Here is a 17,315-nt window from a genome sequence, read left to right as displayed (position 1 = left end):
CCCGCCCGCTGTCATCGATTCCGGCCGTCCGGGGCACGATTGGCGGCTTGCCCCCGTGGCGAAAGAAGCCTGCGGGTCGGCGTGCCTCAGCCGAACCGGTAGCTGGCATCGACGGCCTGGCCGACCTGCAGCAGATGGTCGGCCGTGCTGCCCAGCCTGATGACGTTCATGCCAAAGGTCGGCGCCCCGTTGACGCGGGGGTCCTGGCGGTAGCCTTGCAGCGTGTCGCCCACCTCCGGGCTGCTGAGGGCGGTCGCCGGGTCGATATTGGGAATCGGGCAGCGCGCGCAGGGCTTGACCGGTTTGAGCCGCACCGCGCCCTGCGCGGTAGCGATCTGTAGCAGCTCGAGCCGGTCTTCATCGTGCGGCGCCAGTTCACTGCCATGCGCCGCGTTGCCCAGCACGATATTCGGCCGAAAGCGCTCCATGCCCACGCCGGCGGCGCCGGTCGCGGCCAGCCTGGCGTTGAGCTGGTCCAGGGAGGCCTCGCTGATGACCAGCAGCGGATAGCCGTCGCTGAACTGGTTGAGCGCCTCCACGCCGCCGGTCCATTGGCGGCTGGAAATCCGCCTGTGCTCGGGATCAAAGCGCACCAGGCGCGCCGGCGTGCCCAGGAAGTCGCTGAACCACTGGGCCGCGATGGCGCCCATGTCATAGGCGGACACCTCATCGTCCCAGACCTTGACGCGTGCCGGCGCCTCCACCTGGTCCAGCGCCATGTGCAGGGCCAGCATGCCGGGCGCGCGCAGCACCATCTCATAAGCCTTGAGCTGCGGCTGGATCAGCGCCATGCGCGGAAATTCGCGCTGCGTGAGGAAATGCCCCTGGGCGTCCACCACCATCCAGGCGCGGTCAAACTCCAGCCCGGTCTCGGTCAGGATGGCCTCCTGCACCCGAACGCCGGCGCAGGACTTGACCGGGTACACATACAGCCGGGAAATCACGGCCGCCAGGTCGAAGGGGTCATTAGATGAATCGCTCACTTGCATCAAGTCCTTGAGTCTGCGGGGTTAAGGGCGAGGGGGCCGGATGGAATATTCGGCCCTGGCCGGCGGCCGGGCAACCCTAAAAATGATCGATTTTGCACTGCCTCCTAAAATGGGGCATGAGCAAGCCCTTTGATGTCTGTATTCGCGGCGACGGCGTGGTGGGCCGCACGCTGGCCTTGTTGCTGGCGCGCGAACGCTTGCGCGTGGCCCTGGTCGCCCGGCCCCACCCGACCGCCGCCACGGCCGATGTGCGCGCCTACGCCCTGAACAGCGCTTCCCGCGGCCTGCTGGAAACCCTGAGGGCCTGGCCCGACGCCAGCTTTGCCACCCCCGTGCGGGAGATGCAGGTCTGGGGTGACGACGGCGGCCGGCTGGATTTCAGCGCGCAAAGCGTGGCGCAGCAGGCGCTGGCCTGGATCGTGGATGTGCCGGCGCTGGAGCAGCAGCTGATCCAGGCGGTTCGCTACCAGCCGCAGATAGAGACCGTGGCAGCCCCGGTCCAGGCCGCCCTCAACGTGATTTGCGAAGGTCAGAAAAGCAGCAGCCGCCACGAATTTGGCCCCAAGGGGTCGCTCAACTGGACCGTCAAACCCTATCCGCAAAAAGCCATCGCCGCCCGGCTGGACGCCGACCAGCCCCACCACGGCGTGGCGCGCCAGTGGTTTGCCGGCGGCGACATCCTGGCGCTGTTGCCTTTGTCGGGTCCGGCCGGGAACTCCCTGGCGCTGGTCTGGTCTGTCTCTACGGAGCGCGCTGGCGCGCTGGAAAAACTACCGCCGGAAGAATTTTGCGCCGCCCTGCAGGCGGTCTGTGGCCAGGAAGTGGGGCATTTGCAGTTAAGCAGCGAACGCGTGGGCTGGCCCCTGGCCCTGTCCAAGGCCGAGCATTGGGTCGGACCGGGCTGGGCACTGGCCGGCGATGCGGCCCACACGGTGCACCCGCTGGCCGGCCAGGGTCTGAACCTGGGCCTGGCCGATGCCGCCTGCCTGGCGGGCGTGATGGCGCAACGTGAATACTGGCGCGACCTGGGCGACGAAAAGCTGCTGCGCCGCTACGAACGGGCACGCAAGGCTGACGTCGCCGCCATGGGCGCGGTGACCGACGGTTTACATGGCCTTTTTGCGCAACCCGATGGCCGCTGGCAGGCCTTGCGCAACTGGGGCATGAAAGGTTTTGCGCACAGCGCCCTGCTCAAGAACTGGGTGGCGCGCCAGGCGGCTGGCTTGTAAATGCTGGAACAATCATGGGTTCACCAGGAATAAAAATGAAATCTCTTAAATTGGTCGCCCTGCTGGGTCTTCTGGCGTGCAGCCTGGGTTCCGCGTTGGCGCAGGAAGCCACCATACGCAAAAACCTGGCCGAGCGCCTGCCGGCTTTTTCGAAAATCGACGAAGTCAGCAAGACGCCCATGAACGGCCTGTATGAAGTCCGCGTCAACGACAGCGACATTTTTTACACCGATGCCGAAGGCAACTTCCTGCTGCAGGGCAATCTGATTGACGTCAGGGCCAAACGCAACCTGACCGAAGAACGCGTCGAAAAACTCAGCGCCATCGACTTCGAGACCCTGCCCTTCAAGGACGCCTTCACCGTGGTGCGCGGCAATGGCAAACGCAAGATGGCGGTGTTTGAAGACCCGAACTGCGGCTACTGCAAGCGCTTTGAACGCGACCTGCAAAAAGTCAGCGACGTGACGATTCACATGTTCCTGTTTCCCATCCTGAGCGCCGACTCCAGCGACAAGGCCAGGAACATCTGGTGCGCCAAAGACAAGGCCAAGGCCTGGGCCGACCTGATGGTGCGCGACCAGCCGGCGGCCAAGGCCAGCTGCGACACCGCCGTGCTGGAGCGCAACCTGGACTTCGGCAGAAAACACAAGATCACCGGCACCCCCACCATCTTTTTTGCCGACGGCTCGCGCGTGCCGGGCGCCATCAACGCCCAGCAGGTCGAAAAGCTGCTGAGCGGTGCCAAGGCCCAGTAATCCCCCGCAACCCGCCTGTCTTGAGTAAATTCGCCATCCAGCCCTTACCTAGCGGGCGCTTTAAGCTCCTCTTTCGATAGCAAGCCAGGACACTGCCACGGCATGGCGCGGCCCGGCGCTGGCCGGCGCTGCGGCAGACCTGGCGCACTCATTGCCCCCCATGCCAGCTTCCACCCGAAACCAAGCAGCCCCTCTTCACTACCGCGTCGAAATTGGCGACCTGCACGCCCACCTGTTTCGCGTCACCCTGACCATTGCGCAGCCTGCCGCGCTGCAGCGGGTATCGCTGCCGGTCTGGATTCCGGGCAGCTACCTGGTCCGCGAGTTTTCCAAAAACCTGCAGGGCTTGCGTGCCCACCAGGGCACGCGCACGGCCGCGCCGGTGCAGCAGCTGGACAAATGCAGCTGGCAAATCCCCTGCTCGCCCGCCAAACCGCTGGTGCTGAGCTACGAGGTGTATGCCAACGACAACTCCGTGCGCGCCGCCTGGCTGGACGCCCAACGCGGTTTTTTCAACAGCACCAGCCTGTGCCTGAAAGTCGAAGGGCAGGAAAACACGCCGCATGTGCTGGAACTGCCGGCACCCGGCGCCGTCACGGGCTGGTCGCTGGCCACCGGCCTGAGCGCCCGGAAAGTCAACCCGCAGGGCTTTGGCAGCTATGTGGCGGCCGATTACGACGAACTGGTCGACTGCCCCGTGGAGATGGGTCCGTTCTGGAGCGGCAGCTTCACCGCGCGCGGCGTGCCGCACCGCTTGGTGGTGGCGGGTGCCGCCGCCAGCTTTGACGGCGAGCGGCTGCTGGCCGACACCCGGAAAATTTGCGAAACCGAAATCCGTTTCTGGCATGGCGCCAAAAAACCGCCGTATAAAAACTACCTCTTCATGCTCAACGCCGTGGACGACGGCTATGGCGGGCTGGAGCACCGCAACTCCACCGCGCTGATCTGCCCCCGCAAAGACCTGCCGCGCCTGGGCGAGCCCAAAACCACCGAGGGCTACACCACGCTGCGCGGCCTGATCAGCCACGAATATTTCCACACCTGGAACGTCAAGCGCCTGCGCCCGGCCGACTTTGCAAGCTACCGGTACGACCGCGAAAACTACACCGGGCTGCTGTGGTTTTTTGAGGGCTTCACCAGCTATTACGACGACCTGCTGCTGCGCCGCGCCGGCTTGCTGGACAACGCGGCTTACCTGAAACTGATCAACAAGACCATCAACCAGGTCATGCAGACACCGGGCCGGCTGGTGCAGTCGGTGGCCGAGGCCAGTTTTGACGCCTGGGTGAAGTACTACCGGCAGGATGAAAACACGCCCAACGCCACGGTGAACTACTACACCAAGGGGGCGCTGGTGGCGCTGTGCTTTGACCTGACGCTGCGCGCCGAAGGCCGTGGCAGCGACGGCGCCACGCTCGATGACGTGATGCGCGACCTGTGGCTGCGCTGCAAGGGTGGCCCCCTGCGCGAGGCGGACTTTGCCGAGGCCTTGCAGGCCGCGGGTTTGCGCTCGTTCGCACCCGAGCTGGCGCGCTGGGTGCATGGCAAGGGCGAGTTGCCGCTAAAGGAATTGCTGCAGCAGCATGGCGTAGCGGTGCATGAGGACCCCGCCCAGCTGGCGCACCGCCTGGGCCTGCGCGTCAGCGAAACCCAGGGCGTGCAGATCAAGACCGTGTTGCGCGGCGGCGTGGCCGAGCGCGCCGGCTTTGCCGCCGGCGATGAATGGCTGGGCGTGGAGGCCATCGCCGGCGGACGGGGGAAACGAAACGCCTCCAGCGCGGACGGCTGGCGCATGAGCCGGCTCGACGACCTCACGCTGTATGCGGGCAGCGCCAAAAAAGTGACCGCCATGGTCGCGCGCGACCAACGCCTGCTGCGGCTGGAGCTGACCCTGCCCCCGGCGCTCACCACCTGGCGCCTGGCGGTGCAGGATGCGGCGCTGGTGAATGCCTGGCTGGCGCCCAAAGACTGAGCGCCTGCCGCCTATTCGCCCCTGAAAACCGCCGGGCGTTTCTCGAGGAATGCCGACACCCCCTCGATGTAGTCGTGCGTTCGCGCCAGCGCCGACTGCTGGTCGCGCTCGGCGTCGAGTTGCTGGTGCAGCGTCCGGGTGATGCCCTCGCGCAGCAAATGACGGGTCGCCACCAGCGCCCGGGTCGGCATGGCGGCCAGGCGCTGCGCGAGCGCCATGGCGACGGCCACCGTGGGCATGCGCAGGTTCAGCAGCCGGCGCGCGGTCGGGTTGAAGGCCTGCTCAATCAGGGGGCCAGGGTCGGCCCGTTCCACCAGATGGGGGCCGGGCGCGAGGTCAAACTCGGACAGATCGGCACCGGCACAAAAGCCGCGGCCCGCACCGGTGATCACCAGGGCGCGGATTTGACGGTCGGCTTCGGCCCGGTCCAGCGCCGCCCACAAATCACGGTGCATCTGGCGGCTGAAACTGTTCAGGGACTGGGGCCGGTTCAGGGTCAGCACGGCGACGCCTTCTTGCGCGGCATACAGCACCGTGGATTCGGCGTTCGGTTCAAAGGCAGGGGCAATCATGGTTTTCTCCTGCATCAAATCTAGCATCGCCGCCGGGGCATTTCCGCCCCTGTTTTCCCGCCTCTCAGCCCCCGGGCCACGGCGATGACGGGCCGGGAACATGGCATGATGCTTTCCTCAACAGGAGCCCCCATGACTTACGAAATGATTGAGATCCGCACCGAAGGCCCGGAGACACGCCAGGTCGGCATCGTGACCCTGAACCGCCCCAAGCAGCTCAATGCGCTCAACAACCAGCTCATGGATGAACTGGGCAGCGCGCTGAAGGCCTTTGACGCGGACGACAGCGTGGGCTGCATCGTGCTGACCGGCAGTGAAAAAGCCTTTGCCGCCGGTGCCGACATTGGCGCCATGGCCCAGTACAGCTTTGCCGACGTCTACAACAATGACTACATCACGCGCAACTGGGAGCAGATCCGCAGCGTCCGCAAACCGGTGATTGCGGCGGTCAGCGGCTTTGCGCTGGGCGGCGGCTGCGAGCTGGCCATGATGTGCGACTTCATCATTGCCGCCGACAACGCCAGATTTGGCCAGCCCGAGATCAAGCTGGGCATCATTCCGGGCGCCGGCGGCACGCAGCGCCTGCCGCGCGCCGTCGGCAAGGCCAAGGCCATGGACCTGGCGCTGACGGGCCGCATGATGGATGCGACGGAAGCGGAACGCGCCGGCCTGGTGAGCCGCGTGGTGCCACTGGACCAGCTCATGGACGAAGCAATCGGCGCGGCCCTGATGATTTGCAGCTACGGCCAGCCCAGCGTCATGGCGGCCAAGGAGGCCGTCAACCGGGCCTTTGAGAGCGGCCTGAGCGACGGCGTGATGTTCGAGCGACGCCTGTTTCACGCGCTGTTTGCGACCGAAGACCAGAAGGAAGGCATGGACGCGTTTGTCAACAAACGCAAGCCGGTGTTCAAGAACCGCTAAAATAGTCGCCGCATACCGCTATAATATCGGTCGCGAGGTGATATAGCTCAGTTGGTTAGAGCGCAGCATTCATAATGCTGATGTCGGTGGTTCAAGTCCACCTATCACCACCACAAATTCCCAAAAGCCTCAGCGGTCGTGACCTCTGAGGCTTTATTACTTCACAGCCTCTGGATAGATACCATGAACCGCTGCGCACCCCACCTGATGGCCGCCCTGATGTTGCTGGCGGCATCGGCCGGCTTCTCAAGCCTGCCGGCCCTCGCTCAGACTGACCAGGCCGCTGAGGCCAAACCCAAGGTCAGGCAATTTCCCAAAGCAGCCCTTCGCGGTGAAATGGTGATGCTCGCGCCGCCCATGATTTCCATGGACGGCAAGGCGGACCGGCTCTCGGTGGGCGCGCGCATACGCGACACCGAGGACCGCCTGGTGCTGTCAGGCCCGCTCGTCAACCAGACACTGGTGGTGAATTACGTACGCGACAACACCGGCCAGGTGCATGAGGTCTGGATACTCAACGGCGAGGAAGCCAGGCAAAAACGGCCTGGTTCGTCAGATACGTTTTTCAATTTCATCACCGACACGACTGCAGCGCCCGTGGATGACGGCAAGACGCCGTACAGCCAGTTGCCGGCCTACAAGCAGTAGTCTTCGCGCCCTCAAGAAAAAACACCTTCCCGCCCAGTATTTTCGGGCGAAGTAAGCTATCAATTTAGTAGCGAATCATGAGCAAAAAAGTCTTTATCAAAACCTTCGGCTGCCAGATGAACGAGTACGACTCGGACAAGATGTCCGACGTGCTCCATGCCGCCGAGGGCTACGAGCCGACGCAGGACATGGAAGAGGCCGACCTGATCCTGTTCAACACCTGCTCGGTGCGCGAAAAGGCGCAGGAAAAAGTCTTCAGCGACCTGGGCCGCGTCAAGCACCTGAAGGAAAAAGGCGTGCTGATCGGCGTGGGCGGCTGCGTCGCCAGTCAGGAAGGCGCGGCCATCATCCAGCGCGCGCCCTATGTGGATGTGGTGTTCGGCCCGCAAACCCTGCACCGCCTGCCGGAACTGCTGGCCAGGCGCGCCCGGCTGGGCAAATCGCAGGTCGATATCAGCTTTCCCGAAATCGAGAAATTCGACCACCTGCCGCCGGCCCGCGTCGAAGGCGCGAGCGCCTTTGTCAGCATCATGGAAGGCTGCTCCAAGTACTGCAGCTACTGCGTCGTGCCCTACACGCGCGGCGAGGAAGTCTCGCGGCCCTTTGAAGACGTGCTGGTCGAGGTCGCCGGCCTGGCCGACCAGGGCGTCAAGGAAGTCACGCTCTTGGGGCAAAACGTCAATGCCTACCGTGGCCCCATGGGAAGCACCGCAGAAATTGCCGATTTCGCGACGCTGCTCGAATACGTCTCCGACATCCCCGGCATTGAGCGCATCCGCTATGTGACCAGCCACCCCAACGAATTCACGCAAAGCCTGATTGACGCCTACGCCAGGCTGCCCAAGCTGGTCAATCATTTGCACCTGCCGGTGCAGCATGGCTCGGACCGCATCCTGATGGCCATGAAGCGCGGCTACACGGCGATGGAGTACAAAAGCACCATTCGCAAGCTGCGCGCCATCCGCCCCGACCTGGCCATGAGCAGCGATTTCATCGTCGGCTTCCCCGGTGAAACCGACGAGGACTTCGGCAAGATGATGAAGCTGATCGACGAGGTCGGCTACGACACCTCCTTCAGCTTTATCTTCAGCCCGCGGCCCGGCACCCCCGCCGCGAATCTGGTGGACGACACGCCGCACGCGGTCAAGCTCAAGCGCCTGCAGCACCTGCAGGCCACGATTGACGACAGCGTGCGCGCCATCAGCGCCAGCCGCCTGGGCACGGTGCAGCGCATCCTGGTCGAGGGCGCCTCGCGCAAGAACCCAACCGAACTGATGGGCCGCACCGAATGCAACCGCGTGGTCAACTTCAAGGGCCAGCCGCGGCTGATCGGCCAGATGATAGATGTCAGCATCACCGAGGCCACCCAGCGTTCGCTGCGCGGCGAAGTCCTGATCCGGGACCTCGCCGTACCGGCCTGAGGCAGCGCTTGCCCAGGCACGGGACCTTCATGCTGCAGCGATTTTCGTTCCGGCAACTGCTGGTCATTGCCTTCCTGTTGATTGCCAGCCTGCTGGCCGCCGCTTCGCTGCGCGCCCTGTTCACGCTGGAAGACCTGACGCAGCAAAGCCGCGACAACGCGGCCCGCGCGCTGGAGCTCAGCGGCGCCGCCCAGTCGCTGAGGGAGCGCAGCGTTTCCATGGAGCGCACCTCGCGCCAGTCGGTCGTGCTCGACGATCGACTCCTGAGGGCGCACTTCAAGGACGAGGCCAGCGAGGCCACGACGATTCAGGCCCGCCTGGCCAGGGAAGGCATCCCGGCCGCCACGGCACGGCCGTGGCGCGCGCACCTGCAAACCATTGGCGACCTGCTGGTGGGCCCGCCCGATACCGCGCTCGACCGGGAGCGCCAGATGGCACAGGAATTTCGCGCGCTGGAAGGCATCAATGCGGACATCGCGGTGCAGGTGCAGCAAACCATACAGCAGCGCAACACCTCGCTGCAAGACAAGCTGGAAGCCAGCCGCCAGCGCCTGGCGCAGCAGGTCGGCTGGGCCATCGCGCTGGCCGTGGCCATGGCGCTGGCTTTCGGCATCTGGTTCACCCGGCCCCTGAAGCGCCTGGAAAACGCCATCGTCGGCCTGGGCGAAAACCGGCTGGACCAGGTGATTGCCATCCAGGGCCCGGCCGACCTGGCGCTGGTCGGGCAGCGCCTGAACTGGCTGCGCCTGCGCCTGGTGGAGCTGGATGCCGACAAGTCGCGTTTCTTGCGCCATATCTCGCACGAGCTCAAGACGCCGCTGGCCTCGCTGCGCGAGGGCGTGTCGCTGCTGGAGGACGGTGTGGCCGGCGCCCTGAGCAATGACCAGCGTGAAATCGCGCAAATCCTCAGGCACAACACCGGGGTCCTGCAGGGCCAGATTGAAGACCTGCTGCGCTTCAACACGGCCGCCTTCGAGGCGCGCCAGCTGCATCGAAAGACCGTCGACCTGCTGCAGCTCATCGAAGCCCAGGTGGACGCGCAACGCCTGCAATGGCGCGCCAGGGAGCTGTCGGTCACGGTGGACGGCGAGCCGCTCCAGATGGAAATAGACCCCGAAAAAATCGGCACTGCGCTGGCCAACCTGCTGTCCAACGCCATTCGCTACTCACCGTTTCAAGGCATGATCCGGCTGGCATTGAGCCAACAACGGGGTCTGGTGCGCATAGACATTCAGGACCAGGGCATAGGCGTGGCGCCAGCCGATCGCGAGCGAATTTTTGAGCCTTTTTTCCGGGGCGAACGCCAGCCGGCCGATGTGGTCCGCGGCAGCGGCATTGGTCTGTCCATCGTGCATGAGTACATCGCCGCACATGGCGGGCGCATAGCCCTGCTGCCGGGCGAGCCTGGTGCACATTTCAGAATCGAGTTTCCCCATGTTTTCAAATCCTGATTTTTGGGCGCGCTGCGGCCGCATCGGCCTGCGGGCGTCAATGGCCGCGCTGGCAGCGGCCGCTCTGACGGCCTGCGGCAGCACCGCCGCCAGCAAGAGCGCGGAAGAATCAAGTATCACGACGACCGCCCAGCCGGCGGCTGAGCGCAGCGCCCGCGCCAATCCCGGCCAGCCCGCGCCCCCGCTCGGCCCGGCCAACCCATTGGGCGCCTGGTTGCCCGACCCGGCCGCCGATGCCGTCGCGCGCATGCTGAGCTACGCGGACCGGGTTCGCGTGCTGCCCCCTGCCGAGTTGAACCAGGAGGTCGCGCGGCTGGGCAGCGTGTCCAGTCCCGCCGACCAGCTTCAGCTGGCATTGGTCCTGAGCCAGCTCCATCAAAACGCTGAACTGCAACGCGCCCAGGAACTGCTGGCCCGCCTGCTCGGCAATACCGCGGCCGACGCGCAGGCACTGCACCCGCTGGCCCGCCTGCTGGCCGCGCGTTATGGCGAGCAGCGCCGCCTCGAAGAACAGCTTGAGAAACAGAACCAGCAGCTGCGCGAGGTGCAGCGCCGGCTGGACCAGACCAATGAAAGGCTGGAGGCGCTCAAGGCCATTGAGCGCAGCCTGACCAGCCGCTCCCCCGCGCTGGCGCCCGCTTCCCCGGCATCGGCACCGGCCGATCGGGTCCGCTCCAAAACACCATGACCCCATGACCGATTCTCACGCTCCCGCCGCGCCCCATTTGCTGGTCGTTGATGACGACGCCGACATGCTGCGCCTGCTGACCATGCGGCTCACGGCGGCAGGCTACCGCGTGACGGCCGTCGCCTCCGCCGAGGCTGCCCTGACCCAGCTGCATATCGAGCGGCCCCAGCTGGTGCTAAGCGACGTGCGGCTGCCCGGCAAGGACGGCCTGGCCCTGTTTAATGAGATTCGCGCGCAGCATCCCTCGCTGCCGGTCATTTTGCTGACGGCGCACGGCACCATTCCGGACGCGGTGGAAGCCACCGAGCGCGGCGTGTTCACCTACCTGACCAAGCCCTTTGACGGCAAGGGCCTGGAGGGCAAAATTGCCCAGGCGCTGTCACTCAGCGCACCGGCCCATGCGGCTCAAAGGGGCAGCCCCGAGGCCTGGCAACACCAGATCATCAGCCGCTCCAGCCGCATGGCCGAAGTCCTGGCGGAGGCGCGCATGGTGGCGCACTCTGACGCCAGCGTGCTGCTGCGCGGCGAAAGCGGCACCGGCAAGGAATTGCTGGCCCAGGCGATTCACCAGGCCAGCGCACGCACCGCCAAGCCCTTTATCGCCGTGAACTGCGGCGCCATTCCGGAGGCCTTGCTGGAGTCGGAACTGTTTGGCCATGTCAAGGGCGCCTTCACCGATGCGGTGACGAATCACAAAGGTCTCTTTCAGGCGGCGGACGGCGGCACCCTGCTGCTCGACGAAATCGGCGACATGCCGCCCGCGCTGCAGGTCAAGCTGCTGCGCGTGCTGCAGGAGCGGGTGGTCCGGCCTGTGGGATCAAGCCAGTCGATTCCGGTGGACGTGCGCATCATCTCGGCCACGCACCGCGACCTGGACGCCGCGATGGCCGACAGCGAGTTCCGTGCCGACCTCTACTACCGCCTCAATGTCGTGACATTGACCCTGCCGCCGCTGGCGGAACGCCGCGAAGACATCCCCCTGCTGGCCAACCACTTCCTGCACAAACTGGCCGGCAAGTACGGCAAGCGCCTGAGCGGCTTTGCGCCCGAAGCGCTGAAAGCCTTGAACACCGCGGCCTGGCCGGGCAATGTGCGCCAGCTCTTCAACGTGGTGGAGCAGGTTTGCGCCCTCTCCACCACGCCGCTGGTGCCGCTGGCGCTGGTGCAGCGCGCCCTGCGCTCGCCCAGCGTTCAGGTGCTGAGCTTTGCCGAAGCCAGGCAGCGCTTCGAGCGCGACTACCTGGTCGGCCTGCTCAAGCTGACGGACGGCAATGTGGCCGACGCCGCCCGCCTGGCCGACCGGAACCGGACCGAGTTTTACCGCCTGATGCAAAAGCACGGGCTGACGCCGGGACACTTCAAGGCAGACGGCGCCGGCTCGCTCCTGAACTGAGTCGCTCATCAGCGACAGGCCTAAGGCCTTGATTTCAAAGGGATTCCTCCCCACCCCCTGGAATGCTGTCGCCGTCTGGCGACAAAAATCACGGTTTGCATCGATTTCTTGAGCCATTTCCGGTTTTTCACCGCCTGGGAATTTCAGCTCGTCCGCAAACCCTTGATTTAAAAGGAGTTTTCAAAGCTGGCACAGGGTTTGCCCTAGTCTGCCCATGCCCATCTTTTTCAGCCCTTTCGCCCCCCCTGGCGGCATGGCGCTGCGGGCCCGTTTTGTGGCCATGGCCGGCCTCGCCGCGCTGGCCCTGGCTGCGGGCCAAGCCCATGCCTGGAGCCTGGACGACGTCGCCGGGCTCGCCCAACAGCGCGCGCAAGCGCCCTTCCAGGAAGCCTCGCATGCCGTTCCGGTGGAACTGGCCACCATGGATTACGACGGCTACCGCGACATCCGCTACAAGCCGGACAGTGCCTTGTGGAAAGCCGATCAGCTGCCCTATGAAGCCAACTTTTTCCATGTCGGCCGGCAAGGGGAATCCGTTCGCATCCATGAAATCACCCCGGAAGGCATCAGGCCCGTGCCTTATGACCCGGCCCATTTCAACTTTGGCAAGAACCAGCTCACGCCCGAACGTTGGGGCGACCTCGGCCACGGCGGGCTGCGCGCCTTCAGCCACCTGAACTCGGCCAGCTACAAGGACGAATTGATCGTCTTTCTGGGCGCCAGCTACTTCAGGGCCTTGGGCGCCGGCCAACGCTACGGCCTGTCGGCGCGTGGTCTGGCCGTGGACACCGTGGGGGCGGCCAGGGAAGAATTTCCGCGCTTTACCGAGTTCTGGCTGGAAAAGCCCGCGCCGGATGCGCAGCAGCTCACGGTTTACGCCCTGATGGACTCGCCGCGCATGACCGGCGCCTACCGCTTCGACGTCAAACCAGGCGAGCAAACCGTCACGCAGGTGCATGCCCGCGTCTTCATGCGCGCCACCGGCACCCCCGTGGCCACACTGGGCCTGGCGCCGCTGACCAGCATGTTTTTCTTCGGCGAGAACCAGCCCCGACCCGGTGACTTTCGCCCCAAGGTGCATGACTCGGACGGCCTGATGATGGCCACCGGTGAAGGCGAGTGGCTCTGGCGTCCGCTGCAAAACCCGGCCTCAACACTGGTCACCTCCTTCAGCATGAAAAGCCTGAAGGGCTTCGGCCTGATGCAGCGCGACCGGAACTTCCACAACTACGAAGACACCGAAGCGCGCTACGAACTGCGGCCCAGCGCATGGGTCACGCCCTTGAGCGACTTTGGCGCCGGAAGAGTCGAGTTGCTGCAATTTGCCACGCCGGATGAAACCCATGACAACGTGGCGGCCTACTGGGTGCCCGAGAAAATGCCCGCCCCCGGCCAGTCGCTCGATCTGGCTTACCAGGTTGCCTGGCAGGGCAATGATCAGCAACGCCCGCCCAACGGCTGGGTCACGCAATCGCGCCGCGGCATGGGCTACGCCAAGCTAGGCGCAGACGCGCTCAAGCAGCAGATCCAGTTCGTCATCGACTTTGCCGGCCCGGCACTCGACGCCTTGCCCGAGGACGCGCAGGTCAAGGCCATCGCCACGGCCAGCGCCAACGCACAGGTGCTGGAAAGCATGGCCTACCGAAACCCCGCGACCGGCGCCTGGCGCATGACCTTGCGCGTGCAAAGACTGAACAACACGCCCCAGCCGGCCCAGCCCATTGAGCTGCGCGCCTTCCTGCAACACGACACCCACACCCTGACGGAAACATGGACCAACCTGATCACCCAATGACACGCAGCCTCCTGCGCGAAGAGCGTCATCCCAATGCGGTCACCGCGCCGCCGGTGCATCGCGGCGCCATGGTGCCGCGTCCGTGGCGCGGTTTCTGGAACAGCCTCGGCACGGCCGCCCTGCTGCCCTTTCACAGGCTGATCGCCCCGGGTGCATCCCAACCGGTGTCCTCCGAAAAACTGGCGCCCTGGCAGCATGCCGCCAAACGCCGCCGGGCCGTATTCGTCATGCTGACCGTGATCAGCACGGTGCTGGCCACCGGCATTTTTGCCGACATGCAGCCGGACTATGACAACGCCTGGCTGCAATACGGCCAGCTCGCGCTGTTTGCCCTGCTGTCGGGCTGGGTGGTGACGGGTTTCATGACGGCGATGATGGGTTTTTATGTGACGCTCTTCGGAGACGCCCACACCCTGTCGGCCAAAAAAGTCCAGCACCACAGGCTGGACGCCGCCACGCGCACCGCCATCATCATGCCTATCTGCAACGAAGACGTGCGCACGGTGTTTTCCGGCCTGCGCGCCACCTGCGAATCCGTGGCCCTCACCGGCCACGGCAAGGCCTTTGACGTGTTTGTGCTGTCCGACAGCTACGACCCGGCGATCCAGAAGGCCGAACGCGCGGCCTGGGAAGAACTGCGCGCCGAGCTGGCCCGCAACATCAACGAGTCCGGCGACCAGCCCCAGGTCGAGGTCTACTACCGCCTGCGCAAACGCCGCAGCGACCGCAAGGCCGGCAACGTGGCCGACTTCTGCCGCCGCTGGGGCAAGGACTACCGTTACATGGTGGTGCTGGACGCCGACAGCGTGATGAGCGGCGACTGCCTGGTGGCCATGGTCAAGCTGATGGAAGCCAACCCGAAAGCCGGCATCATCCAGACCGCCACTCAGGCCATAGGCCATGTGACCCTGCACGCCAGGGCCCAGCAGTTCGCCTCGCGCGTCACCGGCCGCCTGTTCACCCTGGGCATGCAGTACTGGCAGATGGGCGAATCGCACTACTGGGGCCACAACGCCATCATCCGGATTGAACCCTTTATGCAGCACTGCGCGCTGGCCCATATCAAGGGCACGGGCGGCATGGCGGGCAGCATCATGTCGCACGACTTTGTCGAGGCCGCGCTGATGCGCCGCGCCGGCTATCACGTCTGGCTGGTGGCCGACCTGGTGGGCAGCTATGAGCAGCAGCCTCCCGACCTGCTGGCCGAACTGCAGCGCGACCGCCGCTGGTGCCAGGGCAACCTGCAGAACTCGCGACTGATTGCCGAGCCCGGCATTCATCCGGTGCACCGCTCCATGTTTGGCACCGGCGCCATGGCCTATCTGTCCGCGCCCTTGTGGCTTTGCTTCATGACGCTGGGAACGGCGCTGTGGCTGTCGGGCTCGCCCCTGGTGGCCGACTGGGCCTTGCTGCCCGGCGAGCTGATGGCGCTCTGGGCCTGGACGCTGTGCATGCTGTTCCTGCCGCGCATCCTGGGCCTTGCCGCCGTGCTGATCAAGCGCCAGCAGCACAGCTATGGCGGCACCGCCAGCCTGCTGCGCAGCGCCTTGCTCGAAACCCTGATTGCCCTGCTGCAGGCGCCCATACGCATGCTGGCCCACTCACTGTTTGTGGTCGTTGCCCTGACCGGCCTGAAGCTGGAATGGAAATCGCCCCCGCGCGAAGCGGCGGCCGTGCCCTGGCGCCATGCGCTGCGGCAGTTCGCCCCCATGAGCGCGGTGATCCTGCTGCTGGCAGCAGGCATTGCCATGATTGACGCACGCGCCCTGGTCTGGCTGCTGCCGGTAGGCCTGCCGCTGCTGCTGGCGATTCCGATGACGGTGCTGACCAGCCAGGTCGGTGTGGGCACGACAATGCGTGCGCAAAACTACCTCTTGATTCCGGAAGAAACGCGCTCGCCGGCGGTGCTGCGCCGCGCCTGGCTGCACGCCAGCCAGCTGGCCAAACCACGGCTGAGAGCCGCCTGAGCCCTCTCTCATGAAACGCCGACGGGCGCAAGAAGCTACTGAAAAGATAGCTGCTTGCGCCCGTACTTATTGGGCTGGAGCCGGTTTTTATATAAAACCGGAGCGTCCTTAAAACTTCGGCATGCCCTTCATGCCGCCCATGCGTTTCATCATCTTCATCATGCCGCTGCCCTTCATTTTTTTCATCATGCCCTGCATTTGCTCAAACTCGTTGAGCAGGCGGTTGACTTCCTGAACGTGCACGCCCGAGCCGGCGGCAATGCGCCGCTTGCGCGTGGCCTTGATGAGCTCGGGCTTGCGGCGTTCCAGCGGCGTCATGCTCTGGATGATGCCTTCCTTGCGCTTGATGTCTTTTTCGGCCTTGTCCATGTCGACCTGACCGGCCTTGGCCGCCATTTGCGCCGGCAGCTTCTCCAGCAGGCTGGACAGGCCGCCCATGTTTTTCATCTGCTGCAGCTGCCCCAGGAAATCCTCGAGGTCAAAGCCGCTGCCGGACTTGATCTTGGTGGCGAGCTTTTGCGCCGCCGCCATGTCCACCCCGGCGGCTACCTGCTCGACCAGTGCGACGATGTCGCCCATGCCCAGGATGCGGCCGGCATGGCGCTCGGCGTCAAACACTTCCAGGCCGTCGATCTTTTCGCTGGTACCGGAAAACTTGATGGGCGCGCCGGTGATCTGCCGCACGCTGAGCGCCGCACCACCGCGCGAATCGCCATCGGTCTTGGTCAGGATGATGCCGGTCAACGGCAGCGCCTCCTTGAAGGCCTTGGCCGTGTTGACGGCATCCTGGCCCTGCATGGCATCCACCACAAACAGGGTTTCAACCGGCTTCAGCACCGCGTGCAGTTCCTTGATCTCGTTCATCAAGGCTTCGTCAATGGCCAGGCGGCCGGCGGTGTCGACCAGCAGCACGTCAAAGAAGTGCTTGCGCGCGTAGTCAATGGCAGCGCGGGCAATGTCGACGGGCTTTTGATCCGGCGTGCTGGGAAACCATTCGGCCCCGGCCTGCGCCGTCACCGTCTTGAGCTGCTCGATGGCGGCCGGCCGGTAGACGTCGCCGGACACCGTCAGCACTTTTTTCTTGCGCTTTTCAATCAGGTGCTTGGCCAGCTTGGCGGTGGTGGTGGTCTTGCCGGCGCCCTGCAACCCGGCCATCAGGATCACCGCCGGCGGCTGCGCCGCCAGGTTGATGTCGCTGACGCCTTGGCCCATGGTGGCCGCCAGCTCGCGATTGACAATGCCGACCAGCGCCTGGCCGGGCGAGAGCGAGCCCATCACCTCCTGGCCCAGCGCCTTGTCTTTCACGCGGGCAATGAAGTCACGCACCACCGGCAGGGCCACATCGGCCTCAAGCAAGGCCATGCGCACCTCGCGCAGCATGTCCTGCACATTGGATTCGGTGATGCGGGCCTGGCCTCGCATTTCCTTGACGAGGCGGGATAACTTGTCGGTGAGGGCTGAAGCCATTTGTGGGGGTCCTGAAACGGGGCGCTGCGAGGGGCGCGAAAAGGCCA

Annotated in this window: 14 protein-coding genes and 1 tRNA gene; 12 read left to right on the top strand and 3 right to left on the bottom strand. The window is 65.0% G+C overall.

The genetic code is table 11. The annotated features are described in order from the left end of the window. Positions 1–86: 86 nt before the first annotated feature. Positions 87–983, bottom strand: a complete 897-nt coding sequence (locus PJE01S_RS01890; RefSeq protein ID WP_245660538.1) for an MOSC domain-containing protein — start codon at positions 981–983, stop codon at positions 87–89. Positions 984–1,105: 122 nt separating this feature from the next. Between PJE01S_RS01890 and PJE01S_RS01885 the strand changes: the two genes are divergently transcribed. The 3 genes from PJE01S_RS01885 to PJE01S_RS01875 all read left to right on the top strand — a co-directional run bounded on the left by PJE01S_RS01885 (position 1,106) and on the right by PJE01S_RS01875 (position 4,945). Then, complete coding sequence (locus PJE01S_RS01885; RefSeq protein ID WP_068831425.1) at positions 1,106–2,218, top strand: FAD-dependent monooxygenase; 1,113 nt, start codon at positions 1,106–1,108, stop codon at positions 2,216–2,218. A 35-nt stretch (positions 2,219–2,253) separates the two neighbouring features. After that, positions 2,254–2,973 (top strand): DsbC family protein, encoded by a 720-nt coding sequence (locus PJE01S_RS01880; RefSeq protein ID WP_068831424.1) that lies wholly within the window; start codon positions 2,254–2,256, stop codon positions 2,971–2,973. A gap of 160 nt (positions 2,974–3,133) precedes the next feature. Continuing rightward, positions 3,134–4,945 (top strand): M61 family metallopeptidase, encoded by a 1,812-nt coding sequence (locus PJE01S_RS01875; RefSeq protein WP_068831423.1) that lies wholly within the window; start codon positions 3,134–3,136, stop codon positions 4,943–4,945. 11 nt (positions 4,946–4,956) lie between these two features. Here the strand turns inward: PJE01S_RS01875 and PJE01S_RS01870 are convergent, their stop codons facing one another. Continuing rightward, positions 4,957–5,517, bottom strand: coding sequence for an enoyl-CoA hydratase-related protein (locus PJE01S_RS01870; RefSeq protein ID WP_157090193.1), 561 nt, complete (start codon positions 5,515–5,517; stop codon positions 4,957–4,959). A gap of 132 nt (positions 5,518–5,649) precedes the next feature. On the opposite strand from PJE01S_RS01870, the gene PJE01S_RS01865 reads away from it, so the two are divergent. From PJE01S_RS01865 to mdoH, 9 genes are all read left to right on the top strand, one after another. Next, the gene (locus PJE01S_RS01865) at positions 5,650–6,438 is read left to right on the top strand and encodes an enoyl-CoA hydratase (RefSeq protein WP_068831422.1); all 789 of its coding nucleotides are present in this window, start codon (positions 5,650–5,652) and stop codon (positions 6,436–6,438) included. A gap of 36 nt (positions 6,439–6,474) precedes the next feature. Then, a tRNA-Met gene (locus PJE01S_RS01860) sits at positions 6,475–6,551 on the top strand. A 70-nt stretch (positions 6,552–6,621) separates the two neighbouring features. Next, on the top strand, positions 6,622–7,086 hold the full coding sequence (locus PJE01S_RS01855; RefSeq protein ID WP_068831421.1) for a hypothetical protein: 465 nt from the start codon (positions 6,622–6,624) through the stop codon (positions 7,084–7,086). Between the two features lie 77 nt (positions 7,087–7,163). Further along, positions 7,164–8,507 carry a tRNA (N6-isopentenyl adenosine(37)-C2)-methylthiotransferase MiaB gene (gene miaB, locus PJE01S_RS01850; RefSeq protein WP_068831420.1) on the top strand — a complete coding sequence of 448 codons (1,344 nt, stop codon included), beginning with the start codon at positions 7,164–7,166 and terminating at the stop codon, positions 8,505–8,507. 29 nt (positions 8,508–8,536) lie between these two features. After that, a complete protein-coding gene (locus PJE01S_RS01845; protein WP_068831419.1) occupies positions 8,537–9,958 on the top strand; it encodes a sensor histidine kinase in 1,422 nt (473 codons plus the stop codon). Beyond that, the gene (locus PJE01S_RS01840; protein ID WP_068831418.1) at positions 9,942–10,646 is read left to right on the top strand and encodes a hypothetical protein; all 705 of its coding nucleotides are present in this window, start codon (positions 9,942–9,944) and stop codon (positions 10,644–10,646) included. The genes PJE01S_RS01845 and PJE01S_RS01840 overlap by 17 nt, the downstream gene beginning before the upstream one ends. Positions 10,647–10,650: 4 nt before the next feature. Further along, a complete protein-coding gene (locus PJE01S_RS01835; RefSeq protein WP_068831417.1) occupies positions 10,651–12,039 on the top strand; it encodes a sigma 54-interacting transcriptional regulator in 1,389 nt (462 codons plus the stop codon). 214 nt (positions 12,040–12,253) lie between these two features. Then, a complete protein-coding gene (locus PJE01S_RS01830) occupies positions 12,254–13,834 on the top strand; it encodes a glucan biosynthesis protein G (RefSeq protein ID WP_245660536.1) in 1,581 nt (526 codons plus the stop codon). Then, positions 13,831–15,801 carry a glucans biosynthesis glucosyltransferase MdoH gene (gene mdoH, locus PJE01S_RS01825; RefSeq protein ID WP_245660535.1) on the top strand — a complete coding sequence of 657 codons (1,971 nt, stop codon included), beginning with the start codon at positions 13,831–13,833 and terminating at the stop codon, positions 15,799–15,801. Before PJE01S_RS01830 ends, mdoH begins: the two co-directional genes overlap by 4 nt. Before the next feature lie 108 nt (positions 15,802–15,909). Here the strand turns inward: mdoH and ffh are convergent, their stop codons facing one another. Beyond that, complete coding sequence (gene ffh / locus PJE01S_RS01820) at positions 15,910–17,268, bottom strand: signal recognition particle protein (RefSeq protein WP_068831415.1); 1,359 nt, start codon at positions 17,266–17,268, stop codon at positions 15,910–15,912. Positions 17,269–17,315 lie beyond the last annotated feature (47 nt).

The organism is Polaromonas jejuensis NBRC 106434 (assembly GCF_001598235.1).
Lineage (GTDB): Bacteria > Pseudomonadota > Gammaproteobacteria > Burkholderiales > Burkholderiaceae_C > Polaromonas > Polaromonas jejuensis.
The sequence above is the reverse complement of the archived record's forward strand: the minus strand, read 5'-3'. Positions and strand labels throughout refer to the sequence as shown.